Source organism: Paraburkholderia phenazinium, assembly GCF_900142845.1.
Taxonomy (GTDB): Bacteria; Pseudomonadota; Gammaproteobacteria; order Burkholderiales; family Burkholderiaceae; genus Paraburkholderia; species Paraburkholderia phenazinium_A.
In genome coordinates this window covers 268,636-293,522 of record NZ_FSRU01000001.1, presented here as the reverse complement: position 1 = coordinate 293,522, position 24,887 = coordinate 268,636, and the positions used below count along the sequence as shown (strand labels likewise).

The 24,887-nt window shown below is 63.0% G+C and carries 28 protein-coding genes; 17 read left to right on the top strand and 11 right to left on the bottom strand.

Going from position 1 to position 24,887, the window contains the following annotated elements:
- Positions 1-28: 28 nt before the first annotated feature.
- On the bottom strand, positions 29-604 hold the full coding sequence (locus tag BUS12_RS01420) for a hypothetical protein (RefSeq protein WP_074293895.1): 576 nt from the start codon (positions 602-604) through the stop codon (positions 29-31).
- A 114-nt stretch (positions 605-718) separates the two neighbouring features.
- The gene (hpnA, locus tag BUS12_RS01415; RefSeq protein WP_074293894.1) at positions 719-1,729 is read right to left on the bottom strand and encodes a hopanoid-associated sugar epimerase; all 1,011 of its coding nucleotides are present in this window, start codon (positions 1,727-1,729) and stop codon (positions 719-721) included.
- A 149-nt stretch (positions 1,730-1,878) separates the two neighbouring features.
- Here hpnA and BUS12_RS01410 point away from each other — a divergent pair, with 149 nt between their 5' ends.
- Positions 1,879-2,175, top strand: a complete 297-nt coding sequence (locus tag BUS12_RS01410) for an acylphosphatase (RefSeq protein ID WP_074293893.1) — start codon at positions 1,879-1,881, stop codon at positions 2,173-2,175.
- Between the two features lie 53 nt (positions 2,176-2,228).
- Here the strand turns inward: BUS12_RS01410 and egtD are convergent, their stop codons facing one another.
- Positions 2,229-3,197 carry an L-histidine N(alpha)-methyltransferase gene (gene egtD, locus BUS12_RS01405; protein WP_074293892.1) on the bottom strand — a complete coding sequence of 323 codons (969 nt, stop codon included), beginning with the start codon at positions 3,195-3,197 and terminating at the stop codon, positions 2,229-2,231.
- Between the two features lie 481 nt (positions 3,198-3,678).
- Here egtD and BUS12_RS01400 point away from each other — a divergent pair, with 481 nt between their 5' ends.
- Positions 3,679-3,921: a hypothetical protein gene (locus tag BUS12_RS01400; RefSeq protein ID WP_074293891.1), complete on the top strand. Its 243-nt coding sequence runs from the start codon at positions 3,679-3,681 to the stop codon at positions 3,919-3,921.
- On the opposite strand, the gene BUS12_RS01395 is transcribed toward BUS12_RS01400, so the two are convergent.
- Positions 3,884-4,429, bottom strand: coding sequence for an Mpo1 family 2-hydroxy fatty acid dioxygenase (locus tag BUS12_RS01395; RefSeq protein ID WP_074293890.1), 546 nt, complete (start codon positions 4,427-4,429; stop codon positions 3,884-3,886). The two genes, BUS12_RS01400 and BUS12_RS01395, sit on opposite strands and share 38 nt — an antisense overlap.
- Positions 4,430-4,533: 104 nt before the next feature.
- Here BUS12_RS01395 and BUS12_RS01390 point away from each other — a divergent pair, with 104 nt between their 5' ends.
- The gene (locus BUS12_RS01390; protein ID WP_074293889.1) at positions 4,534-5,244 is read left to right on the top strand and encodes a Crp/Fnr family transcriptional regulator; all 711 of its coding nucleotides are present in this window, start codon (positions 4,534-4,536) and stop codon (positions 5,242-5,244) included.
- Between the two features lie 167 nt (positions 5,245-5,411).
- Here BUS12_RS01390 and BUS12_RS01385 read toward each other — a convergent pair whose 3' ends face one another.
- The 5 genes from BUS12_RS01385 to BUS12_RS01365 form a co-directional block, all read right to left on the bottom strand.
- On the bottom strand, positions 5,412-5,807 hold the full coding sequence (locus BUS12_RS01385) for a prolipoprotein diacylglyceryl transferase (protein ID WP_074293888.1): 396 nt from the start codon (positions 5,805-5,807) through the stop codon (positions 5,412-5,414).
- 269 nt (positions 5,808-6,076) lie between these two features.
- Positions 6,077-7,231 (bottom strand): glycosyltransferase family 4 protein, encoded by a 1,155-nt coding sequence (locus BUS12_RS01380; RefSeq protein WP_074293887.1) that lies wholly within the window; start codon positions 7,229-7,231, stop codon positions 6,077-6,079.
- A gap of 255 nt (positions 7,232-7,486) precedes the next feature.
- Entirely contained in the window at positions 7,487-7,747 is a 261-nt protein-coding gene (locus BUS12_RS01375) for a hypothetical protein (protein WP_074293886.1), read from the bottom strand.
- Positions 7,740-8,489, bottom strand: a complete 750-nt coding sequence (locus tag BUS12_RS01370; protein WP_074293885.1) for a DNA/RNA non-specific endonuclease — start codon at positions 8,487-8,489, stop codon at positions 7,740-7,742. The genes BUS12_RS01375 and BUS12_RS01370 overlap by 8 nt, the downstream gene beginning before the upstream one ends.
- Before the next feature lie 169 nt (positions 8,490-8,658).
- Entirely contained in the window at positions 8,659-9,018 is a 360-nt protein-coding gene (locus tag BUS12_RS01365) for a DUF3564 domain-containing protein (protein WP_074293884.1), read from the bottom strand.
- 241 nt (positions 9,019-9,259) lie between these two features.
- Here BUS12_RS01365 and BUS12_RS01360 point away from each other — a divergent pair, with 241 nt between their 5' ends.
- From BUS12_RS01360 to BUS12_RS01350, 3 genes are all read left to right on the top strand, one after another.
- The gene (locus BUS12_RS01360) at positions 9,260-9,682 is read left to right on the top strand and encodes a rubrerythrin family protein (protein WP_074293883.1); all 423 of its coding nucleotides are present in this window, start codon (positions 9,260-9,262) and stop codon (positions 9,680-9,682) included.
- Positions 9,683-9,787: 105 nt separating this feature from the next.
- Complete coding sequence (locus BUS12_RS01355) at positions 9,788-11,128, top strand: heterodisulfide reductase-related iron-sulfur binding cluster (RefSeq protein ID WP_074293882.1); 1,341 nt, start codon at positions 9,788-9,790, stop codon at positions 11,126-11,128.
- 28 nt (positions 11,129-11,156) lie between these two features.
- Positions 11,157-11,738: a DUF3501 family protein gene (locus BUS12_RS01350; RefSeq protein ID WP_074293881.1), complete on the top strand. Its 582-nt coding sequence runs from the start codon at positions 11,157-11,159 to the stop codon at positions 11,736-11,738.
- A gap of 92 nt (positions 11,739-11,830) precedes the next feature.
- On the opposite strand, the gene BUS12_RS01345 is transcribed toward BUS12_RS01350, so the two are convergent.
- A complete protein-coding gene (locus BUS12_RS01345; protein ID WP_074293880.1) occupies positions 11,831-13,528 on the bottom strand; it encodes an acid phosphatase in 1,698 nt (565 codons plus the stop codon).
- 365 nt (positions 13,529-13,893) lie between these two features.
- Between BUS12_RS01345 and BUS12_RS01340 the strand changes: the two genes are divergently transcribed.
- On the top strand, positions 13,894-14,850 hold the full coding sequence (locus tag BUS12_RS01340) for an IclR family transcriptional regulator (protein ID WP_074293879.1): 957 nt from the start codon (positions 13,894-13,896) through the stop codon (positions 14,848-14,850).
- 227 nt (positions 14,851-15,077) lie between these two features.
- Here the strand turns inward: BUS12_RS01340 and BUS12_RS01335 are convergent, their stop codons facing one another.
- Complete coding sequence (locus tag BUS12_RS01335; protein ID WP_429307832.1) at positions 15,078-16,118, bottom strand: porin; 1,041 nt, start codon at positions 16,116-16,118, stop codon at positions 15,078-15,080.
- Between the two features lie 470 nt (positions 16,119-16,588).
- Here BUS12_RS01335 and BUS12_RS01330 point away from each other — a divergent pair, with 470 nt between their 5' ends.
- The 10 genes from BUS12_RS01330 to BUS12_RS01285 all read left to right on the top strand — a co-directional run bounded on the left by BUS12_RS01330 (position 16,589) and on the right by BUS12_RS01285 (position 24,861).
- Entirely contained in the window at positions 16,589-16,903 is a 315-nt protein-coding gene (locus BUS12_RS01330) for a non-heme iron oxygenase ferredoxin subunit (RefSeq protein WP_074293877.1), read from the top strand.
- Position 16,904: 1 nt separating this feature from the next.
- Positions 16,905-17,216, top strand: a complete 312-nt coding sequence (locus tag BUS12_RS01325) for a recombinase-like helix-turn-helix domain-containing protein (protein WP_074293876.1) — start codon at positions 16,905-16,907, stop codon at positions 17,214-17,216.
- Between the two features lie 60 nt (positions 17,217-17,276).
- The gene (locus BUS12_RS01320) at positions 17,277-18,377 is read left to right on the top strand and encodes an aromatic ring-hydroxylating dioxygenase subunit alpha (RefSeq protein ID WP_074293875.1); all 1,101 of its coding nucleotides are present in this window, start codon (positions 17,277-17,279) and stop codon (positions 18,375-18,377) included.
- On the top strand, positions 18,370-19,143 hold the full coding sequence (locus BUS12_RS01315) for an SDR family oxidoreductase (protein WP_074293874.1): 774 nt from the start codon (positions 18,370-18,372) through the stop codon (positions 19,141-19,143). The genes BUS12_RS01320 and BUS12_RS01315 overlap by 8 nt, the downstream gene beginning before the upstream one ends.
- A gap of 27 nt (positions 19,144-19,170) precedes the next feature.
- Entirely contained in the window at positions 19,171-19,698 is a 528-nt protein-coding gene (locus BUS12_RS01310; RefSeq protein WP_074293873.1) for a cupin domain-containing protein, read from the top strand.
- Positions 19,699-19,790: 92 nt separating this feature from the next.
- A complete protein-coding gene (locus BUS12_RS01305) occupies positions 19,791-20,687 on the top strand; it encodes an alpha/beta fold hydrolase (protein ID WP_074293872.1) in 897 nt (298 codons plus the stop codon).
- Positions 20,688-21,572, top strand: a complete 885-nt coding sequence (locus BUS12_RS01300; protein ID WP_074293871.1) for an IclR family transcriptional regulator — start codon at positions 20,688-20,690, stop codon at positions 21,570-21,572.
- The gene (locus tag BUS12_RS01295) at positions 21,572-22,378 is read left to right on the top strand and encodes an SDR family oxidoreductase (RefSeq protein WP_074293870.1); all 807 of its coding nucleotides are present in this window, start codon (positions 21,572-21,574) and stop codon (positions 22,376-22,378) included. The genes BUS12_RS01300 and BUS12_RS01295 overlap by 1 nt, the downstream gene beginning before the upstream one ends.
- Positions 22,371-24,029 (top strand): thiamine pyrophosphate-binding protein, encoded by a 1,659-nt coding sequence (locus BUS12_RS01290; protein ID WP_074296972.1) that lies wholly within the window; start codon positions 22,371-22,373, stop codon positions 24,027-24,029. Before BUS12_RS01295 ends, BUS12_RS01290 begins: the two co-directional genes overlap by 8 nt.
- Positions 24,022-24,861 (top strand): aspartate dehydrogenase, encoded by an 840-nt coding sequence (locus tag BUS12_RS01285; RefSeq protein ID WP_074293869.1) that lies wholly within the window; start codon positions 24,022-24,024, stop codon positions 24,859-24,861. Before BUS12_RS01290 ends, BUS12_RS01285 begins: the two co-directional genes overlap by 8 nt.
- The last annotated feature ends 26 nt before the right edge of the window (positions 24,862-24,887 follow it).

Genomic DNA, 24,887 nt, shown 5'->3' with positions numbered 1-24,887 from the left:
AGCGGCGCACGAAGCGCCGCCCTTCGCATCAACGCTGCGTGAGCAGCGCGTACATCTGGATCACGTTATCCGGCGAGAACGTGAACGGCACCCAGCCGTGTCCGGTATGGCGCATGATCAGCAGGCGGTCGCCGTTCGAGTGCTTCTGCACGGCCAGCGCGGGATTCTTCGTCGACACGAAGCGCCAGCCGGGCGGCACGCCCATCGCCGGCTCCGGCGTCATCGAGGCGCGCGCATTCGACAGTTCTTCGATCAACTGACCCACCTGCTCCGGATGGAGCGACACGGTCTTGCCGCCGATCGTCATGGTGATGACGTTCTGCGTGGGCCGGCCAATCGACAAGGTGGGCTTTTCTTCAGCCGGTGCAACAGCGGCGGCTTTGGCTGTTTCAGCTACGGCTTCGGCCTCGGTTTCTGCCGCCGCATGCGTTGCGGGCTCCGCCTGGGCCGGCGTGTCTTCGCTCGCGGTGATTGCGGCAGACACCTCTGGCGCTGCTGTTGCTGCGGGTGTCTCGGGGATGCTTTGGGCCTGCGGGGCCACGACAGCCTGAATGAGCTGATCGACGCCCACTTCAAGCGCGCCGAGCTGTTCGTGAAGGTTCATGCGAGGATTCTCTGGTAAGACCCGCGATTTTACCTGTTGCGCGCGGGCTTTGACCCGCCGCGGGTCGGACGACGTTGTAACAAAGTGCTTGCGGGTCCGTTGGGCGGTCCGTCCTCACGCCTTCAGATACCCCGCTTGCCTGAACCACTCGAGCGCATCGGCCAGCCCCTCGCGGTAGGGCCGCGCGCGATAGCCGAGCTCGCGTTCCGCCTTCGCGGACGTGAAGTACATCTTGTTCTTCGACATCTTCAGACCGTCGACTGTCACAAACGGTTCGCGCTTCGTGATCTTCGCGACCGCTTCCGCACCCATGGCGAGCGGGTAGAGCGGCCAGCGCGGCAGGCTGATGGTCGGAGCCTTGCGTCCGGTGAGCGCGGCGATATCGGCGAGCATCGTCTGCAACGGCAGGTTCTCGCCGCCGAGAATATAGCGCTCGCCGATCTTGCCGCGTTCGAGCGCGAGGAAGTGCCCGGCCGCGACGTCGTCGACATGCACGAGGTTCAGCCCGGTGTCGACGAAAGCCGGAATCTTGCCGAGCGCCGCTTCGACGATGATGCGGCCGGTCGGCGTGGGCTTCACGTCGCGCGGGCCGATCGGTGTCGAAGGATTGACGATTACGGCGGGCAGCCCGTCCTCGGCGATCATCCGCTCCACCGCGCGCTCGGCCAGCACCTTGCTGCGCTTGTAGACGCCGATGGCCTGCTCGGCCTTCAGCGGCGACGTCTCGTCGGCCGACTGGCCGGAGCTCGTCACCTTCAGCGTGGCTACGCTGCTGGTGTAGACAATGCGCTCGACGCCTTCCTTGAGAGCCGCGCGCATGGTCGCCTCGGTGCCTTCCAGATTCGAGCGTTCGATTTCGCCTGGATCCGGCGCCCACAGCCGATAGTCCGCGGCGACGTGCAGCAGATAGCGCACGCCGCGCAGCGCAACGCGCATCGACGCTTCGTCGCGCATGTCGCCGACGACGATTTCCGCGTTGAGCGCCTCGACATTGCGGCGCGGACTGGTGGCGCGCACCAGCACGCGGACGTTGAAGCCCTTCTGTTGCGCGATGCGCGCCACGGCCGAGCCGACAAAGCCGGAGGCCCCTGTGACGAGTACGAGATCGCGGTTCTGATCCATCATTCTTTTCCAATTCCCTGCGTGGCGGTCGTCGGATTGTACGTGGGGCGTGCACCGCGTGTCGCGTCGCGCGAGTCCAACGCGTTCCAGGCAAACTCGCCACGACGCGACTAGAATGCCGGCTTGAAAGATTTGCGTTAGGAGAGGACGGTATGACAGGCCCGGATCTGGATTCGCGGATCGAAACCTATTACGTGCGGGTTCGCGGCGTCGTGCAAGGCGTCGGTTTCCGTCACGCGACGGTGCGCCAGGCGCACGCGCTCGGCATCAAAGGATGGGTGGCCAACCTTGAGGATGGCTCGGTCGAAGCTATCTTGCAGGGATCGGCCAATCAGGTCGACCGGATGCTCTCGTGGCTGCGCCACGGGCCGCCGGCCGCCCGCGTGAGCGAAGTGGCCGGCGAAGAGCGCTTCACGGACAAACGTTACGAACGCTTCGAGCAGCACTGAGCGTGCTACGCGGCCACTGACGGCGCCGCAAGCCGTCAGTGCGTCATGCGCTCCTACTGCGCGACCAGCAGGCTCTCCGCAAAGCCCCACTCGCGTTCAACCCACTGATGGCTGCACGCGAAGCCGGCGTCGTCGGCGATCGCGGGGACTTCTTCGGCGCGGTACTTGTGGCTGCTTTCGGTCCAGATCGTTTCGCCTTCCTCCAACGTCACCGTCAATTGCGCGGCCCGGATATGGGCGGTGACCGGACGGCGCGCGCGCAGATGCATTTCAATGCTGCGTGCGTCGGGGTTAAAGCGCGCTACGTGCTGAAACGCGTCGAGCGGAAAATCGCCTCCCAGTTCGCGGTTGATGCGCGCGAGCAGATTCAGGTTGAAGGACGCGGTGACGCCGATCGCATCGTCGTACGCGGCCACCAAGACCGGGACCGGTTTTTCCAGATCGGTGCCGAGCAGCAACGCGTCGCCGGGGGCCAGCATGCTGCGGATGGCGCGCAGAAAGCGCGTCGCCGCGAGCCGGCTGAAATTGCCGATCGTGCTGCCGAGAAACAGCACCAGCAGACGCTCGCCGGATGCGCGCTTCTTGCTGACTTCGGCGAGACCCGCCAGGTAATCGCGCTCATAACCGACAATCGAAATGCGCTCGATGTCGCCCAGCTCGCGCCGACACAATTGCAACGCGGTGCGCGAAATTTCAATCGGACAGTAAGAAGTGGGCCGCTTTTTACACAGCGCTTCAAGAATCCGCCGCGTTTTGCGGCCACTGCCGCTGCCAAGTTCGGCGACAGTGACGTCGTGCGGAAGCTGCGCCACGATGTCCGCGGCGTGCTTCGTAAGCAGGCGTTCCTCTGCGCGTGTCACGCCGTATTCGGGCAGCACCGTGATCACTTCGAACAGCGCAGAGCCGACTTCGTCGTACAGATACTTGGAGGGCAACTCCTTCTGCGGCGTGTGGGTGAGTCCGGCGCGAACCTCGGCGGCGAAATCGGGCGAGACATCCTGCGATAGGGCTGGCTGAGTCATGCTTGCTCCGTTTTTCACGTTCTGGTGACGGTTTTCTGTCAGGGGCTGGGTGTTGGTGTGCGCGACATTCGACTGCGTCGCACACGTCCAGGACGAGCGGACTTCGGGTCCGCATGGATGGCGTATTCGCCGGACAGGCCGGGGTGATCAAGCAAGAACTGCGCTTGCGCGCGCTTCCTGCGGCGGCGTGCTGTGAGATCGGCGCACGCGTGAAGTTATGTTCTAGTTCATCGCAGACCGTCGTGCACGACTAATTGCCGGCGCGCGCGGCGTCTCGATGTCAACCCGTCTGGAATGCCGGCTTGCTTCATCAAATTGAAACGAATGACGAATAGCAGCGCCGTACACGATGCGCTGCACGCTTGAGAGACCGACTTCCCATGGCACCACATTTCGCCGCGTTGCTTCGCGCAACGTGGCCCGCGCATGCGTGCGAGCATGCCGCGCTCGCCGCTTCTGCTGCCCCGAGGCCGTCTGTCCCATGAACCAGTATGAACCTGGACGCGGAATCGCGCTTTCCGCGTGCGCGTCGACGCTGTTCGCGTTGCGGCAGCGCTTACCGTTGCTAAGGCAACTGGTTGCGCGTGCCGTGAGCGAGCCGCGCGTGGGTCTCGGGCTCGCCGTCAGCGCGGCGCTGCTCGGCGCGCAACTGTGGGTGTTTGATTGGGCCTACGCGGCGGGACGCGTTATTGCCCGTGATGCGCTGCCGCACGGTCCGGATTGATGCGCGTAGCACCCACTTCGGCTTCGATCGCGTGCTGCAGGGCCGGGCGCCAGCCAAAACCGAACAACACTTCGGCCAGCACAAACAGCGGACCGATCAGCAGACCGACGAGATCGTCGACGAAAGCCGGCTTGCGATGTTCGTAAGCCATGTGGCCGACGAACTGAAACACCCAGCCGACCACAAAGAGGCCAACGCCGGTTGCGAGCCAGGCCAGCGTGGATTGCGCGGCGAGCCACTGGCCGCACGCGAGGCATAGCGCCGAGAAGACGACCATCATCAGGCCCAGCGACACATCGAGCACGAGATAGTAGAGCGTCGCCACTACAAACAACACCCATGCGGGCGAGAGTGGCATCGGCAACGCGGCCACCATCCATGCAGGACGGCTTAGCAGCACCGCAAGCGCCAGCACGATCATCGGGATGCCGACGAAATGCGTGGCGATATTGCGCCGGTCACGGTGGTAGGCCGCGTACTGGGTCAGTTGCTGGGTCAGCGTTCTCATGGGTGACGCTCCTCGGTGAAAGTCATCATAATCGCGGTCAAGCCGATTTCAAACCTTCGGGTAGCCGACAATCTCCGCATTTCAGTTTCGCACGGTGCCAGCCTATGAGTTCGTCTTCTCCCATGAATGAGCCGCTTGCGGTGCTCGGACGCAGCGCATGGTTTCGCACCGCACCCGAGACGTTGCGCACGCAACTGGTCCAGCTTGGTCGCATGGAGCGCCTGCAGGCAGGCGAGCGCCTGTTTATGCGTGGCGACCCTGACGACGGACTCTACTGCGTACTGGATGGCCTCATGCGCATCAGCGCCGCGAGTTTCGCCGGCAAGGAGGCGCTACTCGCAGTGATCGAGCCGGCCAACTGGTTCGGTGAGATCGCGCTGTTCGACGGCGGTGCGCGAACGCACGATGCGTATGCCGAACGCGATTCGCTCCTGTTTCATTTGCCGCGCGCGGAGCTGGTGGTGCTGCTCGAGCGCTCGCCGCAGTACTGGCATTGTTTCGGCTTGCTGTTGACACAAAAGCTGCGTCTTGCGTTCGACGCCATTGAAGAAGCCGCGCTGTTGCCGGCGGCACAGCGCATCGCGCGCCGCTTGCTGCTGATGGCCGGCGGCTACGGCGAGCCGGGCGTGTTGCGGCGTGTGCTGAAGGTGCCGCAAGAAGATCTCGCGATGATGCTGGCGCTGTCGCGGCAAACCATCAATCAGGTTCTCAAGCAGTTCGAGGCACAGGGTGCGGTGCAACTGCGGTATGCGGAAATCGAAATCGTCGATGCGAAGAAACTCGCGGCGCTGGCCGATCCTGCGGCGAATGCCTGAAGCGCATTCCTGAGGCGAATAAAAGCACGTAAGCCCAAAATAATTCGCCATGCTATCTATCAGACGCCAAACAAAAAAAGCGAGTCCAAGGACTCGCCCTCCCCAACGGCATATTCGGCTTCGACTATAACGACACAGCGGCCGGATTGTGCCGACGACCGATCACCTTAATTGGTCTTGGTGGCGTCGGTCTTGGCGCCGTCGGTTTTGACCGGCGCAGTGTTGGCCTCTTTGCTGCTATCCCCCGTGGCCTTGGTCTTTTCGGTGCTGGCAACTGAAGCATGCTTCGTCTTGCTAACTTTATGCGCCTGAGTCTTTTGTACGCGAGCGGCGCCGCTCTTCTTGGCGTGAACCTTCGCTTCGGTTTTCTCGGTGGACGTGCTGGCTTGCTTGGCCGCTGTGTCGGTCTTCGCCGCATCCGTGGACGTGGCGCCGCCAGCCTTGAGATTGGCCTGGCCAGCCGCTTGAGTTTGTTGATCGCCTGACATCGCCGGTGCAGCAGTTTGTGCGAAGGCCGTCGAAACGAGCAGGGCGGAAGCGAGCGCAGCGAAAATGGTCTTCATGGTCTAACTCCTTATGTCGCGGCTGAAAAGGTTCAGCGCTGCCGGTTTAACGCTAGCCGGATCACAGGAGTTGACGCTGCTCTGGTGACAAAACGTAACCGCGGAAACAAACGCTTCCAGGAAGAATGAAGATGCATCCACACCTCACAGGTGTGACGATTTAAGTCTTCCTTAAGAAATGGAGAAGCGCTGTGCTGAATATGGAAGGGGGAAGTGCGAAATAATACGGATTGCAAAATGAAAACAGCAGCCGGGAAGCTGCCGATTCGTCAATACGCCTCTATGGCATCCCGGTAGACCCGGGCGATCTGGGCCGCCACCACCGAATGATCGAAATGCTTGCGCGCATAACGGCGGCATGCATCGGCACTGGGCATGACACGTACGCCGAGCAGTGTATCGGCGATACCGGTGCCGAGCGCCTTGTAATCGCCCGACGGCAGCACGAGGTGATCCGATAGCGGTGCCACCGCTTCCGCGGCGCCGCCAACGGCCGTCACCAGCGCCGGCGTGCCGGCGGCAAGCGATTCGATGGCCGTCAGTCCACAGTCTTTCATGGCGACGGTCGGTACGACCGTCACGTCGGCGGCGCGATAGTACTGCGCCAAAGCATCGTCCGCGACGAAGCCCGCGAGACGCACCTGGTTCTCCAGGCCACGCGCGACGATGCGTGCGTAAAGCATGTCGAACTCCGGTCCGGCGCCGGCGATGACCAGAAACACGTCGCGCACGGTCAGCTTGACGACAAAGATCGCATCGATCAGGTCCTCGAGTCCGATGCCCGGCAGGAGCGGTCGCACGCACAGCAGAACCGGCCGGTCCTGCGGTATCGCGAGACGCTTGCGCGCCTGCTTTCGGGTGACGCGCAGTGCAAAACGCGCGGTATCGACACAGCCCGGCACCACGCGGATCCGCTCTTCCGGTATCCGGTAGCGCATATGCAGGAGGTCGCCGGACTCGCGCGACAGCACGATATGCCGCGTGCCGCCGCGATACACCATTCGCTCCAGACCGTAACGCAACGGGCTCAATAAAGCAGCTCCGCGCTCGGCACTATGCTCGTCGACCCACGAGCCATGAAAATGCACGACGCGCGGTACTTTGCCGAACTTGCCGAGCGTCGGCGCGGCGTGCGGGGCGAAGTGCAACGCGACGACGTCGGGTTTGCGTTCCGGTTCGGGCGTGCCTGGCCGCGCGGAGTTTCGCCGCAGCATCCGGCCGAGCTTCGCCTGCGCATTGACGAAGGTCTGTAGCGTGGCACTGGAGGAGGCTGGCGCGGTCGGCACGACGGTGCGCGGATCGCGTACGTTGACACCTTGGCTGGGCAAAGCCGCGGCCATTGTCTGAAGCATTCGGTCGAGGCCGTCGGGGCGCGCCAACGGGCGGCGCATGCCGATTTGCAGAGAGTCAATCGGCGCATTCATGATTCGGTCCCTTCATCACTACCCTTGCAGCCTGTTTGGCGGAGAGGCCCGGCTGAGGCTCGGCTAAGGTTCGGCCCAAGCGGGATCAGTGGAAGGTACGTCCGCAAAACGTGCGCTTCTGTGTGGTAGCGCACTTAACGCTTTGCGGAATCGGGGGTGATGGCCGTTTTTCGCTGTTGACAGTCCGAAACGCTCCGGTCGCGAGGCGGCACGCAGGCAGCGACGCACCGCCGTCCTCATACGTCTAAGGAATGGTCAATTGAACGGATTGTCGACGCTGCCGGGTTTGGCGTCGGGTTCGTCCTTGATCCGCTGAGGCAGGTCAGCCTGCGCCTGCAACGCACTGACAATACTGTCGAGCGCCTGTTTCAACGCGAGCGCAGCCTTCAGGCCGCGTTGGTCCTTCGTCAGCGCCAGCGTGCCGCTCAGCGTGACGCGCGTCGTGCCGTTGCTCACGGTGAGCGCGTCGCCCTGAATGTTGAGGACGTCGTCGTCGTTCGAGAAAGCGTTAAACACCTTTGAGTCCTCCTGGACGCTGATCTTTCAACGACTCGGGAATGCCGGGAAAGCGGATGCCGCTCGTCGCTTCGAGTTCGTGAACGGTGGTGAGGGTGTAGCGGTTAGTCGAGACATTGTCGACCACGACGGCAAACGCCATCTGCTTCGACGGCACGTACACGAGCTTGAACAACTGCGTCGGCACGAAGACGCGCGTCGGTCCGATGGTTTGCAACTGCTCGCCGCTGAACATCGGGCCGGTCACGACGTACGTATCGTCGTCCCGAAGCGCGATGTTGCGCACGGCGGTTTCGATGCGTGCCCAGAGGCGCTGATTGTTCTCGCGATTCTGCGGCACGACGTTCGCCAGCGAAAACGATTGCGCCATCGCCTGCGGATTCCAGCGGTTGCCGGCAGGGCTCATGTGGCCGCGATCGTAGCCGCTGCGTTTGTAGTCGGCGAGCGTTGCGCCTTCGCCGTCGGGCAATCGCGCGTCTTCGAAAAACTTGTTGGTGCGCACCATGTCCTGCGCGGCTTCAATGTGGTCGCGCGTGAGATGTTCCGCGGACCACAGCGGGCCATGCGTGATACCCGAATGCAGGACGGCGAAGTCGGCGTAGCAGAGCATGCGCGTCTTCGGCGCCATCTTCGGATTGACCAGCACAGGCCACTGCGCGTTGGGCGTGAATTCGGTGCAGGAGGGTGCCGCCATCGCGTGAGCCGCGACGACGAATAACAGTGAGGCAAACCACTTCTTCATGAGTTGGACATCGAAGGAAACGGGGGGCAAAAGTATAGCGTCGCCCGCGGGGTTTCAGCGAGTGTTGTCCGAATGCGGTAGGCAAACGCGCCCGCCGCATTGCAGCATGCGTGGAAGAAGAAAAACTGGGCGACGACCTGGCCCGCTTATCTACGACGTATATCGACGCCTAGTTGTCGAAGATGCGATGTTCCGCGTGGACCGGTTGACGGTCGACAGCTTGCAAACGCCAATAGCCGGTCGCCGGCGCCCGCGCATGGACAGCGGTCCACGCAGCCGAGCCCTCGGCGGAACTCACGCGTTGCTTGCGGTCGACGTGCAGGCCGCGCAGCGTACAGAGCGGCGCGTCGGTACTCGGCGCACAAAGCGTCGTGACACCGTCGGTGTCGTGCATTTCGCCCCACGGGGGCAGATCGATCCCTTGATGCGCTTCTCTCGACCACCGGCGCTCATCGGTGTCGAGCCATAACACAGCGTAGTCGTGATTGACGGTGGGATCGGAACCGTTGATGAGAATCGTCAAACGCATGGCAGTTCCGTTACACAGAGTGCGAAGTGATGCACTACCAGTCTAGACGGAGGCCCGCGTTATGCAAGGTCAACGACTATCGACGGCATTGAAAAACACAATTGGGGAACGTCTGCCGCAGCTTCTAGATTTAAAGATGCGGCGCAGCCACGCGCGTCTGCCCGGCAGCTACCCAGACGATCGCTCGTCTACCTCGCGCGCCCCACAATATCGCTTGCTATAAGCTTGCATGGAGGCTCAGATGTCGCAACTCAAGGGTTCGAAGACCGAGGAGAATTTGAAGGCAGCATTCGCCGGCGAATCGCAGGCGAACCGTCGTTACCTGTATTTCGCAGCCAAGGCCGATGTCGAGGGTCAGAATGATGTCGCGGCACTGTTCCGCTCGACCGCCGAAGGCGAAACCGGTCACGCGCACGGCCACCTCGAATATCTGGAAGCGGTAGGCGACCCGGCCACCGGACTGCCGTTTGGTTCGTCGCGGCAAAATCTGCAGGCGGCGATTGCCGGCGAAACCCACGAATACACCGACATGTATCCGGGAATGGCGAAGTCGGCGCGCGAAGAGGGCTTCGACGAAATCGCCAACTGGTTCGAAACGCTGGCAAAGGCCGAACGCAGCCACGCCAATCGTTATACGAAGGCGCTCGAAGCACTCGTCGACTGACACGATACGCAGCGGCGCAAGTGCCGCCTCATTGAAACAGGCCATGGGAGCTTGCGGAAAGGGTCCGCAGGCTCCCGTTCGTGTGCATTCAAGGAGTCTGACTCCATGCCCCACAAAGAAGGCAGCCTCGAGGCGCCCACCCGGCATCCGCTCGATTGGCTTTCGGATGCGTTCTACGATCAGGAGGCGCTTGACCAGGAGCTGGCGCGCGTCTTCGACATCTGCGCGGGGTGCCGCCGCTGCGTCTCGCTGTGCGGCGCGTTCCCCACGCTGTTCGATCTCGTCGACGCCACGGATACCGGCGAAGCGCATGAGGTCGACAAGACCGAGTTCGGCAAGGTGGTCGATCAGTGTTACCTGTGCGACCTCTGCTACATGACCAAGTGCCCCTATGTTCCACCGCATCCGTGGAATGTCGATTTTCCGCACCTGATGCTGCGCGCCAAGGCTGTCGATTACAAAAAGGGCGACGTCAAACTGCGCGACAAGTTTCTCTCGAACACGGATGCGCTCGGGCACTTCGCCGGCATTCCGGTGGTCACGCAGACGGTGAACGCGGTGAATCGCACGGCGGCGGCGCGCGGCATCATGGAGAGCGCGCTCGGCGTCGACAGGAACGCCTGGCTACCCGATTTTGCGCCGCGCAAATTTCGTAGTGCCGCAAAGAAATCGCCGGCCACTACCCAAGTGCGCGATGGAGAGCGCACCCCCGGCAAAGTGGCGATCTACGCCACCTGTTACGTGAATTTCAACGAGCCGGGGATCGGCCACGATCTGCTCGCCGTGCTCGCACACAATGAGATTGCTTACGAACTGGTGAAGAGCGAGGCATGCTGCGGCATGCCGTTGCTCGAGCAGGGCAACCTGCAGGGCGTGGCCGATAAAAAGGCCAAGAACCTGCCGGTGCTCGCGAAATACGCGCGTGAAGGCTACGCGATCATCGGCGCAATTCCGAGTTGCGTGCTGATGTACAAACACGAGTTGCCGCTGATGTTCCCGGACGACGCCGACGTGCGCGCCGTCAGCGAGGCGTTTTGGGATCCGTTCGAGTACTTCGTGTCGCGTCATCGTGACGGACTTCTCAAAACCGACTTCAAGACGGCGCTCGGCAAAGTGTCGTATCACGTGCCGTGTCACGCGCGGGTGCAGAACATCGGTCGTAAAACATCCGAAACCCTGGCGCTGGTGCCGGATACCCAGGTCACCGTAGTCGAACGCTGTTCCGGGCATGCCGGTACGTTCGGCGTCAAAAAGGAGTTCCACCGCACGGCGATGCAGATCGGCACGCCGGTCTTCAAGGCGATGGCGCAGCCGCATCCCGACTACATTTCGTCGGATTGCCAGCTGGCAGGCCATCATATCGAACAGGGGCTCGACGAAAACGGCCTGTCGAAAGGACAGCTTGCGCATCCGCTCACGCTGCTGCGCAAGGCCTACGGCCTCTGATAACCCTCACTGACTGGAAGGACTCCTGATGAGTATCGCCCGCAACTCGCTGTTGTCGCTCGAGAATTATTCGAAATCGCGCATCGCGATGCGCGCCCGGGTGATCGAGCACAAGAAGGATCGCACCGTGCCGCTCGGCAACCATGTCACGTTCCTGTTCGAAGACGAAACGACGATCCGCTATCAGATTCAGGAAATGCTCCACATCGAGAAAATTTTCGACGAGGACGGGATTCAGGGAGAGCTGAACGCGTATTTGCCGCTGGTGCCGGACGGCAGCAATCTGAAGGCGACCATGCAGATCGAGTACGAAAACGAAATCGAACGGCAAGCGGCGCTGGCGCGGCTGATCGGCATCGAGGACCGGGTCTTCATGCAGGTGGAGGGCGAGCCGCCGGTCTATGCGATTGCCGACGAGGATCTGGAACGCGACAACGATCAGAAGACCTCAGCCGTGCACTTCGTACGCTTCGAATTCACGCCGGCGATCAAAGCGCGGCTACGCGACGGGGCGGCGTTGCAGATCGGCTGCGACCATCCGAATTATCCGGTGCCCACGCAAACCATCGAGCCACGAGTGCGGGCCGCGTTAGTGAAGGATCTCAACTGAGCGTGGGTCACCGCGGAGGCGAGTGCCCACTTACCAGTTTACGCGCATAAATTCACGGCCCCGCCTGAGTCAGCGGGGCCATCACATCCATCTCAAGCGAGATCGAGCGTTCCGGTTAGATCGCCCAACGGCGCAAGACCGTTTTGCGCGAACGCGCGGTCCCGTGCGACCACTCCTTCAAGCGGCGCCAGGCCGTGCACCCGGCTAATGAAACGCAGGATCGAGTTGGTGTCGTAGACGGTGTGATCCACGTAGCCCTTTTTCGCCAGCGGCGAAACCACCAGCGCCGGAATGCGCGATCCCGGACCCCAGCGGTCGCCCTTCGGCGGCGACACGGGATCCCACCAGCCGCCGTTTTCGTCGACGGTGACGATCACCACGGTATTCGCCCATTGCGGCCCGCGCTGCAGATGCTCGATTACCGTGGCGATATGGCGATCGCCCGATTCGACGTCCGCGTACCCCGCGTGCATGTTCAGATTGCCCTGCGGCTTGTAGAACGTGACGGCAGGCAGGCGGCCGGCTTCGATATCGGCGATCAGGCGGTTGGTGGAAGCGTCGTCGCCCACGCCGGCATCGCGCAGATGCTGACGGCGCGCGTCGGTGCCCGGCGCGTAGCTGACGAAATAGTTGAACGGCTGATGGTGGTACTGGAAGTCGGGCACATCGCCCGTGTCGTGATGATTGAGCGCGTATTGCCACGCCCCGGCGTACCACGCCCAATCGACGCCCTTGTCCGACAGGCGGTCGCCGATCGTCGCGTAGTTTTGCGGCGGCAGCACGCGCGGATTCGACGGATCGGCAAAGGCCGGATTGCCGCCGGCCGCCGGCGCGACGAAGCTCGGCTGGTACGGCGGCGCCATGGTGTTGACGGCGTAACCGTCGGGCGTGAACAGGCCGTCGTTGACGAACTTGGGCGGGCCGTCGAGCGCCGACGCCGGCGAAGTCGAGGCAAGCTTCAGCCGCGCACCGGTCGGATCGTCCCCTTCGACCACGGACACAAACGCCTTGGCCGCGCTGGTATGCACGTCCGGCACCAGCGGCGCTTGCGCGGAGATCAGGAAGATATGGTTCAGCCATGAGCCGCCGAAGGCCGCCATGAAGAAGTTGTCGCACAGCGTGTACTGCTGGGCGAGATTCCAGATCCGCAGGGTGTCGGCGGAATTGCGGTAGTGCCCCATCACCAGCCCGCCGGAATCGGCCCACGCGACGAACTGGTTGTTGCGCCCGGCGTTGATCTGCATCTGGTTCTGATAGAAGCGATGCCACAGATCGCGCGTGATCACGCCGTTCGGCAAAGGCGCGCCCTGCGCATCGGGAATCCGGAATGGCCGGTTGTGCAGATCGACAATCGCGTTCTCGCCGATCATATAGCGCTTGCCGTCCACTTCCTGCGCCTGCGGGACGAGTCCGCCCCAGATCTTCGGCAACTGCGGCAGCGGCGTTTTGCCGTCGCGGTCGAGCTGCACATAACGTTCTGCCGGTACCGCATCGAGCGGATGCTGCACGCCTGGGAAATTGCCATACAGATTCGCAAAGCTGCGGTTCTCGGCGTAAATCACCACGATATGGCGCACCTGGTCGTGCAGCGCGGCGTCGAGCCGGAGGTCGGCGGCGCTCTTCGGCGTGGCCGCCGCCTGCTCTTCCGTATTGCAGCCGGCGAGCGCGAGTCCGAAACCAACCGCCGCGATGCCGGTGAGGACCCGGCGGCGTTCAGGATTGTCGGGGCTGTCGTCGTTGCCGAGCTCCGGGTTCGCGTGCGGTACGGGCAAATCGTCCTTCTGATTCATTGGCTAGATCCTCAGGTCGGGGCTGCTTGTGCGGGCCCGGTGATCCGGGTCGCATGGCAGCGAGTACTTTGCGTTTTGTTTTCGTGACGTTGTTGCGGAAGCAGTGAAACGTGTTCGTCGACGATCTGCTAATGATGGCGCTGCACATGTTCTTTTTGTGTGTCAGGCGCGTTTCGCACGTGCGGATAGCGGTTCTTTGTGGTCGCGATTGTCGATGACCGCGGCGGATACGGTCAAGGCATGACCGGCGGCGCGTTCCCTGAAGCCGTCACGGCGCGCCCTGCCAGGCGCGAGGCTAAATTTCCGCACGACGCTTCGCGCTATCATGCTGACCTATAGACGATCAGTACGAACCACAGCCGCATATGGCAAAAGAAACCATGACAGGAGCGGGACGCAAACCGGCCAGGCCGCGCGGCGAGACGCCGACGGCTCAGGACGAGGCCGCGGTTCCCGTCGACCTCAACGAAACCGCCGACGAAGAGAGCGCCGGCGGTTCGACCTACCTTGTGCCTGGCCTTGAGCGGGGCTTGCGCATCCTCGCGGAATTCACCGCCCGTGAGCCGGTGCTCGGTGCGCCGGAGTTATCGAAGCGCATCGGGATTCCTCGCACGACCACCTTCCGCCTGCTGCAGACGCTGGAAGCGCTCGGTTTTCTGGAGCGCGTAAACGGCGACCGTCATTTCCGGCTGGGCGTCGCGGTGTTGCGGCTGGGCTTCGAGTATCTGAGCTCGCTCGAATTGACCGACGTCGGCACACCGCTTCTCGAACGTCTGCGGGACGCGACCGGACTCAGCACGCACCTGCTGATTCGCGATCAGCGCGACGTCGTGTTCGTTGCGAAGGCGCAGGCACATGATCCGATGTTCAGTTCGGTCAAGGTGCACGTCGGCACGCGTTTGCCGGCGCATGCCACCGTGCATGGTCAGGTGTTGATGGGCGATCTGAGTTACGAGGAATTGCGCCAGCTTTATCCTGAGCCGCAACTCGAACGCTTTACGGACCGCACGCCTGCCACGGTCGAAGAACTGAACGAGCGCGTGCGCGAAAGCGCGGCGCTGGGTTACGCGGTGAGCGAGGCGTCGTTCGAGCGGGGCATTTCTGTGGTCACGGCGCCGGTGCGCGACCAGACCGGTCGCATCGTTGCGGCGTTGACGGTGACCGTGCCGCGTTCGGATATCGGCGATGCGGGCGAACGCGAGCCGCTGATTGCGTCGGTGTGCAATGCAGCGGTCGATCTGTCGACGCGCCTCAACTACCGTCCACAGCCGGACGATCCGACTGTCGCAGCGGCACGCCGCAGTTCTGTGACGGCCAACTAAACATATAGGACACCGCGCCGCGACGTGCTGCGCCGTCGCCGGGCTGGGGCGCATTGCATTGCATCGCGACGTCGCCCCCGCCCAAGCCCAAGCCAAACCCGCCGCGCAAAACCCTCAAACACAAAAGGCCGGTCAGCAACACGAAGTTGCTGACCGGCCCCTTCGCCGCCGGCCGCCGGCCGCCGGCCACCCGACAGCCGACAGCCGACAGCCGACCGCAGACCCGCTTAAAACGAGTGATGAACGCCGGTCAGAAAGATGGTCTGATTGCGGCTGTTCGAGACACCTGCCGTGAAGAACGCAGCGTCCGTATTCGAACCCGCCCGCTCGTATAGCGCATTCACATACACCTGCGTCGATTTCGACAGCGCGTAGATATCGCCGATCTCAAACTGCGTCCAGCGATGACCGTCGAAGCTCGTCGTTGCCGCGCCGCCCGCCACGCTGTTAAACGGTGTGAACTGATAGTTCGCGCCGGCATCGTAGCTCTGATACGTACTCGAGTACCCCGGATTGTCCAGCTTCACGCGCGTGTACAGGCCATGCACCAGCAGGTTGCCGAACTGATACGACAAGCCGGCGCCCATGTTCTCCATCTTGTCCGCCGTGTAGTTGGCGGCCGTCATTCCCTGGAAGTTCGTGATGCCCGTCGTGACGATCGACGGCGTCTGGTTATGCTCGTTCGAGTACACGGCGCCAGCCTTGAACGGACCGTTCGCGTAGCTCGCCGCGAAACTCAAGGTGCGGCCGGTGGCGAAGTCGGTCGTGTTGCCGAGACCCATCATTGCGCCGACTGAGAAGCCGCTAAAGCTCGTCGAGCGGAACTTCACCGAGTTGTTGAACGGCACGATGCTCGTGTCGGCGAGTTCGTCGATATTGCCGGGGTGGAACGCAAACCAACTGGCGGCGAGATAGCCCGTGCTAAGCGGGCCGAGTACGTCGAAATTGAACGGCGTCTGGTGACCCAGCGTGAGCGTGCCGATCTGATCCGAACTCAAACCCACATACGCCTGGCGGTTCCACAGTGTGCCGGGCGAAGACATCGCACCTGTTGTCGTCGCGAAGCCGTTTTCCAACTGGAAGATCGCGTGCAGGCCACCACCCAGATCTTCGACCCCCTTCAGGCCCCAACGGTCAGGCTGCATGTTGCCCTGTTCTGCCATCCACTTCGTTCCGCCAGCCACGTTGCTGACGTACGCGACTCCGGCATCCAGGCTGCCGTAAAGCGTGACACTGCTTTGTGCCCACGCCCCTGTCGCGGCGCACATCGCGGTAAGCCCGACTGCAATGATTCTTTTCACCGTTGGTTCTCCTGATCATATGACGAATGGCTAGATCCCATTCCGCCGTCCGTATTGCGTTGAGTGAATGAGCGGTAGTCGTGGTTTATGCGCCAAAACTTCGCTTCTTATTTGTTCCACCTATGGGCGTGTGTATCGCCTATGGAAAGTATAGGGTTTTCAGAAGTGGTCAAAATAAATTTTCGAGCCCCGAGGAAACCCGAATGCCAGGTGGACGGTTGCCGAGGATGTCGAGAGAAAAGCCTTACGGAATAGACACGTACGGTTGGGGCGCTGCCTGGCCGGAACCGGCAGTCATGTCTTTCCTACGCCACATCAGTGTTTTCCCCTAACGCCACAGATTTTTATTTTTTCTTGCTGGGACGACTCCTATAATTGTCCATACACGAACTGACGTTCCTCCAATGGAACGTATAGGCTTCAGGAGAAGGTAGCACATGAGTGAACAATGGCGTTGCGCCGGACATGCCGGCGAACTGTCCGAAGACGCGCCGCTCGAGTTCAAGCTCGACGGCACGGAGATCGGCATCTACAAGGTGGGCGATGCGCTGTACGCGCTGGAAAACGTCTGCCCCCATGCGTACGCGTTGCTGACGCAGGGCTTTGTCGACGGCGATACCGTCGAATGCCCGTTGCACGAAGCCGTGTTCCATATCCCGACAGGCAAGTGCCTGAAAGAGCCGGGCGGTCGCGACCTGAAGGTGTACGCGGTTCGTCTCGCCGGTGAAGAAATCCAGATCAAGGTGGAATGACATGCGAGAGCAAGCCGTGAAATTCAATCCCTCCCTGAAGCCGTGGCTCGCGCCGCAGCCGAACAACGTGGCCGGCAAGGGCGTCATCGAAAAGCCGGGCGAGGCGCAAAACCTCGTGTGGCAAAACCGCAAGGCCGAGCCGACGCAGTACGAGAACGACTTTGGCGATGCGCTCGAAAAGGTGTTCGACGCAGGCGCAGTGGAACTGGAAGAAGTCGTTGCCGGGCTGAACCGCGTGGGCTTCCGGACGCCGGAAGGCGCGACGTGGACGGCCGAACGACTCGCCGCCGAATTCCGCCTGCTCGCCGAATAAGCGCGCTACCCAGATAACTACGCGAACCCGTCGCCCCGTTCCCGCATTCGGAGTCTCTTCATGACGTCCCCCACATCCCACACCACGACGGACCACGGCGCTGCCGATCCGCTTCAGGCTTACCTCGACCTCGGTCTGCGCAACTACTGGTATCCGGTCGCCCCGAGCTGGCAGGTCGGCAATGCACCGATCGGCCTGACGCGTCTCGGCGATCAGATCGTGCTGTGGCGCGATCAGGAAGGCCAGGTCCGCGCACTCGAAGACCGTTGCCCGCATCGCGGCGCGCGTCTGTCGCTCGGCTGGAATCTCGGTGGCAGCGTTGCGTGCTGGTACCACGGCATTGAAATCGACGGCGGCGGCACGGTCACCAAGGTGCCGGCCGTTTCGAACTGCCCGCTGGAAGGCCAGAAGTGCGTGAAGTCGTATCCGGTTGAAGAGCGCGCCGGTGCGATCTTCCTGTGGTTCGGCGACGACGCGCACAAGGAGCCCACGCCGCTCGTACTGCCGGAAGAACTGGTGGGCGAGGAGTACGCGAGCTTCCTCTGCATGTCGAACTGGAAGTGCAATTACCAGTACGCGATCGACAACGTGATGGACCCAATGCACGGCGCGTATCTGCATGCCACCTCGCACTCGATGGCCGAAGGCGACAAGCAGGCCGACATGCGCGTGCGCAAGACCGACACCGGTTTGATGTTCGAGAAGGTCGGCCAGCGCGACGTCAACTTCGACTGGGTCGAACTCGGCGAAACCGGCTGCCTGTGGATGCGTCTTGCGATTCCGTACAAGAAGAAGTTCGGCCCGGGCGGCAACTTCGGGATCATCGGCTTCGCCGTTCCTGTCGACGAAAACAATTGCCAGGTTTACTTCTGGCGTACCCGCAAGGTTTCCGGCTGGCAGCGCGACGCATGGCGCTTCCTGTATCGCAACCGCCTCGAAGGTCTGCATTGGGACGTGCTGGAACAGGACCGCTATGTCCTCGAAAGCATGGCGCCGAACGCGCGTCAGCACGAATTCCTCTATCAGCACGATGTCGGCATGACGCGCGTGCGTCGCATGTTGCGCCAGCGTGCGCAGCAGGACTTCGACGCACTGGCCGCGCATCGTGAGCAAGCGGCGACCACTGCAGCGGGCGCAGCCGCAGGACATAGCCATGCATAACGCCAACGCGGCGCTCGCGGCGCTGAACGGACGGCGCGTGATCGTCACGGGCGGCGCGCGCGGTCTCGGTGCGGCGTTTGTGCGGTCGCTGGCGCAAGCCGGCGCGCAAGTCGCGTTCGGCGATGTGTTGCACGAGGAAGGCCGTGCACTCGCCGAGACCCTGAAGGGCGAAGGTCATGCGGTGCATTTCCTGCCGCTGGATCTCGCCGAGCCGTCGAACGTTCAGCGCTTCGTGGCCGAAGCGGTTGCACAACTCGGTGGTCTCGACGCGCTCATCAACAACGCGGCGATCACCAACTCGGGCGGCAAGTTCGCCGGCGAGCTGGCGGTGGATACATGGGACGCCGTGATGAACGTCAACGTGCGCGGTACCTGGCTGATGAGCACGGCAGCGCTGCCGCATCTGCGTGACTCGGGCCGCGGCGCCATCGTCAACATCGCTTCGGATACGGCGATGTGGGGCGCGCCGAAGCTGCTGGCGTATGTCGCCAGCAAGGGCGCCGTGATTGCGATGACACGCTCGCTGGCGCGCGAATTCGGTGTGCATGGCGTCACGGTCAACGCGATTGCGCCGGGCCTCACCGAAGTCGAAGCCACCGCCTACGTGCCGGCCGAGCGCCACGAGTACTACCTGAAAGGCCGCGCGCTGAACCGCGGCCAGGTCCCCGACGATGTGACGGGACCGGTCCTGTTCCTGTTGTCCGATGCCGCACGTTTCGTGACCGGCCAGTTGCTGCCGGTCAACGGCGGCTTTGTGATGAATTGATCTTGTCTTGACCGAAAGGAGAAAGAGATGGCGGACACCGATATCGAACGTAAGTCGTGGGATCAACCCACGGAAGCCAGCTTTGCGCAGTGGATGGACACGCGTGTCGCGCGCCTTGAAACGCGTCGTTACGACTGGGACGCGCTGAAGTTCCAGGCCGACTACGATCCGAAGTATCGCCGTGCGCAGATGCGCTATGTCGGCACGGGCGGCACAGGCGTCGCCAAGGACGTCAACACGGTGCCGGCAGGCGGCTTCACGTTTTCGACGATGGTGATTCCGGCCGGCAACATTGGCCCGAGCCATATTCATATGGATGTCGAAGAAATTTTCTTCGTACTGCGCGGCAAGATGAAAGTGATCTGCGAGCGCGATGGTGAGACGTGGGAATCGGTGCTAGGCGAGCGCGATCTGATCTCGGTGCCGCCGGGCGTGTATCGCACGGAAGTGAATATCGGCGAAGAAGATGCGCTGATGTGCGTGATGCTCGGTTCGCCGAAGCCGATCACGCCGACGTATCCGCCGGATTCGCCGCTTGCCAAGCTGAAGCGCTAAGCGCCAGCCGCTAGAGATAGTCCACACGGCAACCGTGCAACGCAAGGTTGCCGTACCGAAGCCACTTCACCTTGCTCTCGCAGATAGAAACCATGTCCGCTGTCCCATCCGTCACTGCCGATCTCGCCGCTCCGCTCGAAGCGCGTCTTGCGCGCTTTCTCGCGCAGCAGACCGTCACCGCGGCGGGGCAGCGCGTGGGATATCGCGAAGCAGGCGCGGCGTTGGCGAACAACGGCGCGTTGCCGCTTGTGCTGTTGCATGGCATCGGCTCGGGTGCGGCGTCGTGGGTGCAGCAGTTTGAAGCGCTGGACGGCACGCGGCGAGTGCTTGCATGGGATGCACCGGGGTATGGCGCGTCCACGCCGGTTACCTCTGCTTCGCCTGAAGCGACGGACTATGCGGAAGTACTGCGCGACTGGCTCGATGCGCTGGGTATCGAGCGTTGCGTGCTGGTCGGCCATTCGCTGGGCGCGATCATCGCGGGCGCATTTGCTGCGGCGAATCCGCAACGTGTCGCCGGCCTGTTGCTGATCTCGCCCGCCGGCGGCTATGGCGCGGCCGCAGCCGACGTGCGCGAAACGAAGCGCGACCAGCGTCTCGCCATGCTCGCCGAGCTCGGCCCCGCAGGCCTCGCCGAAAAACGCAGCGCGAACATGCTGTCGCAACATGCGGACGACACGGCCCGCGCCTGGGTGCGCTGGAACATGGCGCGCATCGTGCCGCGCGGTTACGCGCAAGCCACACACCTGCTCGCCAACGCCGATCTCGCCACCGACCTTGCCCGTTTCCATGGCCGCATCAACGTGGTGGTGGGCGCCGACGACACCATCACGCCGCCATCCGCCTGCGAACGGCTGGCCCTGTCTGCGTGCACGCCTTTGCAGATCGTGCCGCGTGCGGGCCATGCCGGTTATATCGAAGCCGCTGACGCGTACACCGCGATCATCGACACGTTCTGCCGCGCCAGCGCGGCACCACGGAGCCACTGAATGACGCCCGACACGATGAGCGCCGAGCGCGAAACAGGCAATACCCGGGACGACACCGGAGACGACACCGGCTACAAGGTGCCGGGTCTCGAACGCGGTCTGAAGATTCTCACCGAGTTCTCGCCTCGCGAGCCGGTACTAGGAGCACCGGAATTGTCCCGGCGCCTGAAGATCCCTCGCACCACAGTATTCCGTCTGCTGCAGACGCTCGAATCGCTCGGCTTTCTGGAGCGTGCCGACAAGGACCGCAACTATCGCCTCGGCGTCGCAGTGCTGCGCCTCGGCTTCGAATATCTGAGCTCGCTCGAACTGACCGACCTCGGCCTGCCGATCATCGAGGCCTTGCGCAACGAGACGGGCCTGACGAGCCACATCCTGATTCGCGACGGACGCGACGTCGTGTTCGTCGCCAAGGCGCAAAGCCATACGCCGATCTTCAGTTCGGTGAAGGTCAACGTTGGCACACGTCTGCCCGCTCACGCCACGACGCATGGCCAGGTGCTGATGGGCGACCTGACGCTCGACGACTTGCGCAGGCTGTATCCCGAGCCGAAGCTGCATCGCTTTACGAAGCTCACGCCGGAGACGATCGATGAGCTATACGAACGGATTCGCGACGACGCGCAGCGCGGCTTCGCGATCAGCGAGTCGTCGTTCGAGCGCGGCATTTCGGTGGTGACCGCGCCGGTGCGCAACGACACAGGCCGCATCGTCGCGGTGATTACGACGACGATTCCCCGTCCTGAGATCGACGCGGCGCTGCTCGACAGCGGCCTGATCGACAAGGTCCGCCATGCGGCCGACGAACTCTCGCAGCGCCTGAACTACCGTCCCAAGCACGGGCCGGGTGCGGGCAGCAAATACATGAAGGCATTGGGGATCTGATGATTCAAATCGATTTGACCGGACAGGTGGCGGTGGTGACGGGCGGCTCGTCCGGCATCGGCCTCGCTACTGCCGAACTGTTTTTGCGCGCGGGCGCCTCGGTGGCGATCTGCGGTCGCGATGCCGACCGGCTCGCGCGGGCGGAAACCTCGTTGCGGGCGCAATTCCCGGCGGCGCAATTGCTCGCGGTGCGTTGCGACGTGCTCGCCGCCGATGAAATGAGCGCCTTCGCGCAGGCCGTGCAGGATCGTTTCGGCCGCACCGACATGCTGGTGAACAACGCCGGCCAGGGCCGCGTGTCGACCTTCGCCGACACCACCGACGACGCCTGGCGCGAAGAACTCGACCTGAAGTATTTCAGCGTGATTCGCCCAACCCGTGCGTTTCTGCCGATGCTGCGCGACGCGGCCGGCGCGGGCAACGCGTCGATCGTCTGCGTGAATTCGCTGCTGGCGCTGCAGCCTGAGCCGCATATGGTGGCGACCTCTTCGGCGCGCGCCGGCTTGCTGAGTCTGATCAAGTCGCTCGCGGTCGAACTTGCGCCGCAGCGCATCCGCGTGAACTCGATCCTGATCGGCATCGTCGAGTCGGGCCAATGGCGCCGCCGCTTCGAGACGCAAGCGCAGCCCGGCCAAAGCTGGGAAGACTGGACCGGTGAGCTCGCACGCAAGAAAAACATTCCGCTTGGCCGCTTCGGCCGTCCCGAAGAGGCCGCGCAGGCACTCTTTTATCTGGCTACGAACCTGTCGTCCTATACGACGGGCAGTCATATCGATGTCTCTGGAGGCAATGCACGACATGTCTAATAAAACCACCGTCGGCGAGCTGATTGCCGCCTTTCTCGAGCAATGCGGCGTTCGTACTACGTTCGGCGTGATTTCGATTCACAACATGCCGATCCTCGATGCGATCAACAATCGCGGCAACATCCGCTATGTCGGCGCGCGCGGCGAAGCCGGCGCGGTCAACATGGCCGATGGCCTCGCGCGCGTGTCGGGCGGCCTCGGCGTGGCGTTCACCAGCACGGGTACGGCAGCCGGTAATGCGGCCGGCGCGATGGTTGAAGCGCTGACGGCGGGCACTTCGCTGCTGCACATCACCGGCCAGATCGAAACCGAGTACCTCGATCAGGACCTCGCGTATATCCACGAAGCGCCGGACCAGTTGTCGATGCTGTCGTCGATCTCGAAGGCCGCGTATCGCGTGCGTACCGCTGAAACCGCGCTGCCGACGATCCGCGAAGCCGTGCGCGTCGCGCAAACGGCGCCGAGCGGTCCGGTGAGCGTCGAGATTCCGATTGACATTCAGGCAGCAGAAATCGAATGGCCCGCCGACATGGCCGCGCCGCACGTGACCACCCTGACGCACGACAGCAAGCGCGTCGAGCAGCTCGCCGAAGCCTTGGTAAAGGCCAGGCGCCCGCTGCTGTGGCTGGGCGGCGGCACGCGCCATGCGCGCGCAGCGGTGGAGCGTCTGGTGGCGCTCGGCTTCGGTGTCGTGACGAGCGTGCAGGGCCGCGGCATTCTGCCGGAAGATCATCCGGCGACGCTCGGCGCGTTCAACGTGCATGCCTCGGTGGAAAGTTTCTACAAGACCTGCGACGCGGTCCTCGTGGTCGGTTCGCGTCTGCGCGGCAACGAAACGCTGAAGTACAAGCTCGCCTTGCCGCAACCGCTGTATCGCATCGACGCCGACGCACTGGCCGACAACCGCGGCTATCGCAACGAACTGTTCGTGCATGGCGACGCCGTCTCCGTGCTGGAAGAACTGGCGACGCTGCTCGAAGGCCGTTTGAAGGTCGATCCGACGTTCGCCGCCGATCTGGCCGCCGCGCGCGAAATCGCCGTGGCCGATGTGGGCAAGGGTCTCGGCCCGTACAAGCGCCTCGTCGACGCGCTGCAGCGCTCGGTCGGCACGGACTACAACTGGGTGCGCGACGTCACGATCTCGAACAGCACGTGGGGCAACCGTCTGCTGAAGATCTTCTCGCCGCGCGCTGGCGTGCACGCGCTGGGCGGCGGCATTGGCCAGGGCATGCAGATGGCGATCGGCGCGGCGCTGGCTGAAAACGCTGCGAAGACCGTGTGCCTGGTGGGCGACGGTGGCCTGATGGTCAACGTCGGCGAACTCGCGACGGCCGTGCAGGAAAACGCCAACGTGATGATCGTGCTGATGAACGACCAATGCTACGGCGTGATCCGCAACATTCAGGACGCGCACTACGGCGGCCGTCGTTGCTTCGTCGATCTGCATCAACCGGATTTCGCGCAGTTCTGCGAGAGCCTGAAGCTTACGCACTACCGCATCAAGTCGCTCGACGACGCGGACGAGATCATTCGCGAAGGCCTGGCGAAGACCGGTCCGGTGCTGGTGGAAGTGGACATGCTGTCGGTCGGCTCGTTTGCCACCGCGTTTGCCGGGCCGCCGGTCAAGAAGCAGGAGCCCGAACATGCTTGATGGTCGCCAGTTGGGACATCCGGGGCATCACGCGCCTGTCGATGTCGCGATGATCGGCTTTGGGGCGATCGGCCAGGCGGTGTATCGCTCGGTCGTCGCCGACCCCCAGGTGCGCGTCTCGCATGTGATCGTGCCCGAGCGCCATGCCGCTTCGGTGCGTGAAGTGGTGGGTGCATCCGTGGATGTGGTGTCGTCGGTGGCGGCGTTGAACAGCCGTCCGCAATTCGCGCTGGAATGCGCGGGCCACAGTGCGCTGGTCGATCATGTCGTCCCGTTGCTAAGAGCCGGTACGGACTGCGCGGTGGCTTCAATCGGTGCGCTGTCCGACGTGATGCTACTCGATGCGCTCTCCGTTGCAGCCGATGAAGGCGATGCGACGCTGACCTTGCTGTCCGGTGCGATTGGCGGCGTAGATGCGCTGGCCGCGGCGAAACTGGGTGGTCTCGACGAAGTGCTGTACACGGGCCGCAAGCCGCCCACAGGCTGGCTCGGCACGCCCGCCGAAGAGGTCTGCGATCTGCAGACGCTGACGGAAGAGCGGATCATCTTCGAAGGCAGTGCACGCGAAGCGGCACGGCTTTATCCGAAGAATGCCAACGTGGCGGCGACGATAGCGCTCGCGGGTCTCGGTCTTGATCAGACGATTGTGCGGCTGATTGCAGACCCGGCGGTCACGCGCAATGTGCACCGGATTCTGGCGCGCGGCGCGTTCGGCGAGATGTCGCTGGAGATGAGCGGCAAGCCGTTGCCCGACAACCCCAAGACTTCGGCGCTGACCGCATTCAGCGCGATCCGTGCCCTGCGCAACCGCGCGGCGCGCTGTGTGATTTGACCTGATTGAATTGATGTAACTGAGCG

Excerpts from the sequence above, each read along its gene's own strand:
- BUS12_RS01365 (WP_074293884.1), bottom strand. The coding sequence starts at position 9,018 with ATGCGTTTGACGATTCTCATCAACGGTTCCGATCCCACCGTCAATCAC.
- BUS12_RS01315 (WP_074293874.1), top strand. The coding sequence starts at position 18,370 with ATGCATAACGCCAACGCGGCGCTCGCGGCGCTGAACGGACGGCGCGTG.
- BUS12_RS01360 (WP_074293883.1), top strand. The coding sequence starts at position 9,260 with ATGTCGCAACTCAAGGGTTCGAAGACCGAGGAGAATTTGAAGGCAGCA.
- BUS12_RS01385 (WP_074293888.1), bottom strand. The coding sequence starts at position 5,807 with ATGAAGACCATTTTCGCTGCGCTCGCTTCCGCCCTGCTCGTTTCGACG.
- BUS12_RS01305 (WP_074293872.1), top strand. The coding sequence starts at position 19,791 with ATGTCCGCTGTCCCATCCGTCACTGCCGATCTCGCCGCTCCGCTCGAA.
- BUS12_RS01390 (WP_074293889.1), top strand. The coding sequence starts at position 4,534 with ATGAGTTCGTCTTCTCCCATGAATGAGCCGCTTGCGGTGCTCGGACGC.
- BUS12_RS01295 (WP_074293870.1), top strand. The coding sequence starts at position 21,572 with ATGATTCAAATCGATTTGACCGGACAGGTGGCGGTGGTGACGGGCGGC.
- BUS12_RS01370 (WP_074293885.1), bottom strand. The coding sequence starts at position 8,489 with ATGAAGAAGTGGTTTGCCTCACTGTTATTCGTCGTCGCGGCTCACGCG.
- BUS12_RS01320 (WP_074293875.1), top strand. The coding sequence starts at position 17,277 with ATGACGTCCCCCACATCCCACACCACGACGGACCACGGCGCTGCCGAT.
- BUS12_RS01285 (WP_074293869.1), top strand. The coding sequence starts at position 24,022 with ATGCTTGATGGTCGCCAGTTGGGACATCCGGGGCATCACGCGCCTGTC.
- egtD (WP_074293892.1), bottom strand. The coding sequence starts at position 3,197 with ATGACTCAGCCAGCCCTATCGCAGGATGTCTCGCCCGATTTCGCCGCC.
- BUS12_RS01340 (WP_074293879.1), top strand. The coding sequence starts at position 13,894 with ATGGCAAAAGAAACCATGACAGGAGCGGGACGCAAACCGGCCAGGCCG.
- BUS12_RS01350 (WP_074293881.1), top strand. The coding sequence starts at position 11,157 with ATGAGTATCGCCCGCAACTCGCTGTTGTCGCTCGAGAATTATTCGAAA.
- BUS12_RS01400 (WP_074293891.1), top strand. The coding sequence starts at position 3,679 with ATGAACCAGTATGAACCTGGACGCGGAATCGCGCTTTCCGCGTGCGCG.
- BUS12_RS01420 (WP_074293895.1), bottom strand. The coding sequence starts at position 604 with ATGAACCTTCACGAACAGCTCGGCGCGCTTGAAGTGGGCGTCGATCAG.
- BUS12_RS01355 (WP_074293882.1), top strand. The coding sequence starts at position 9,788 with ATGCCCCACAAAGAAGGCAGCCTCGAGGCGCCCACCCGGCATCCGCTC.
- BUS12_RS01395 (WP_074293890.1), bottom strand. The coding sequence starts at position 4,429 with ATGAGAACGCTGACCCAGCAACTGACCCAGTACGCGGCCTACCACCGT.
- BUS12_RS01410 (WP_074293893.1), top strand. The coding sequence starts at position 1,879 with ATGACAGGCCCGGATCTGGATTCGCGGATCGAAACCTATTACGTGCGG.
- BUS12_RS01345 (WP_074293880.1), bottom strand. The coding sequence starts at position 13,528 with ATGAATCAGAAGGACGATTTGCCCGTACCGCACGCGAACCCGGAGCTC.
- BUS12_RS01310 (WP_074293873.1), top strand. The coding sequence starts at position 19,171 with ATGGCGGACACCGATATCGAACGTAAGTCGTGGGATCAACCCACGGAA.
- BUS12_RS01335 (WP_429307832.1), bottom strand. The coding sequence starts at position 16,118 with ATGTGCGCCGCGACAGGGGCGTGGGCACAAAGCAGTGTCACGCTTTAC.
- BUS12_RS01300 (WP_074293871.1), top strand. The coding sequence starts at position 20,688 with ATGACGCCCGACACGATGAGCGCCGAGCGCGAAACAGGCAATACCCGG.
- BUS12_RS01325 (WP_074293876.1), top strand. The coding sequence starts at position 16,905 with ATGCGAGAGCAAGCCGTGAAATTCAATCCCTCCCTGAAGCCGTGGCTC.
- hpnA (WP_074293894.1), bottom strand. The coding sequence starts at position 1,729 with ATGATGGATCAGAACCGCGATCTCGTACTCGTCACAGGGGCCTCCGGC.
- BUS12_RS01330 (WP_074293877.1), top strand. The coding sequence starts at position 16,589 with ATGAGTGAACAATGGCGTTGCGCCGGACATGCCGGCGAACTGTCCGAA.
- BUS12_RS01380 (WP_074293887.1), bottom strand. The coding sequence starts at position 7,231 with ATGAATGCGCCGATTGACTCTCTGCAAATCGGCATGCGCCGCCCGTTG.
- BUS12_RS01290 (WP_074296972.1), top strand. The coding sequence starts at position 22,371 with ATGTCTAATAAAACCACCGTCGGCGAGCTGATTGCCGCCTTTCTCGAG.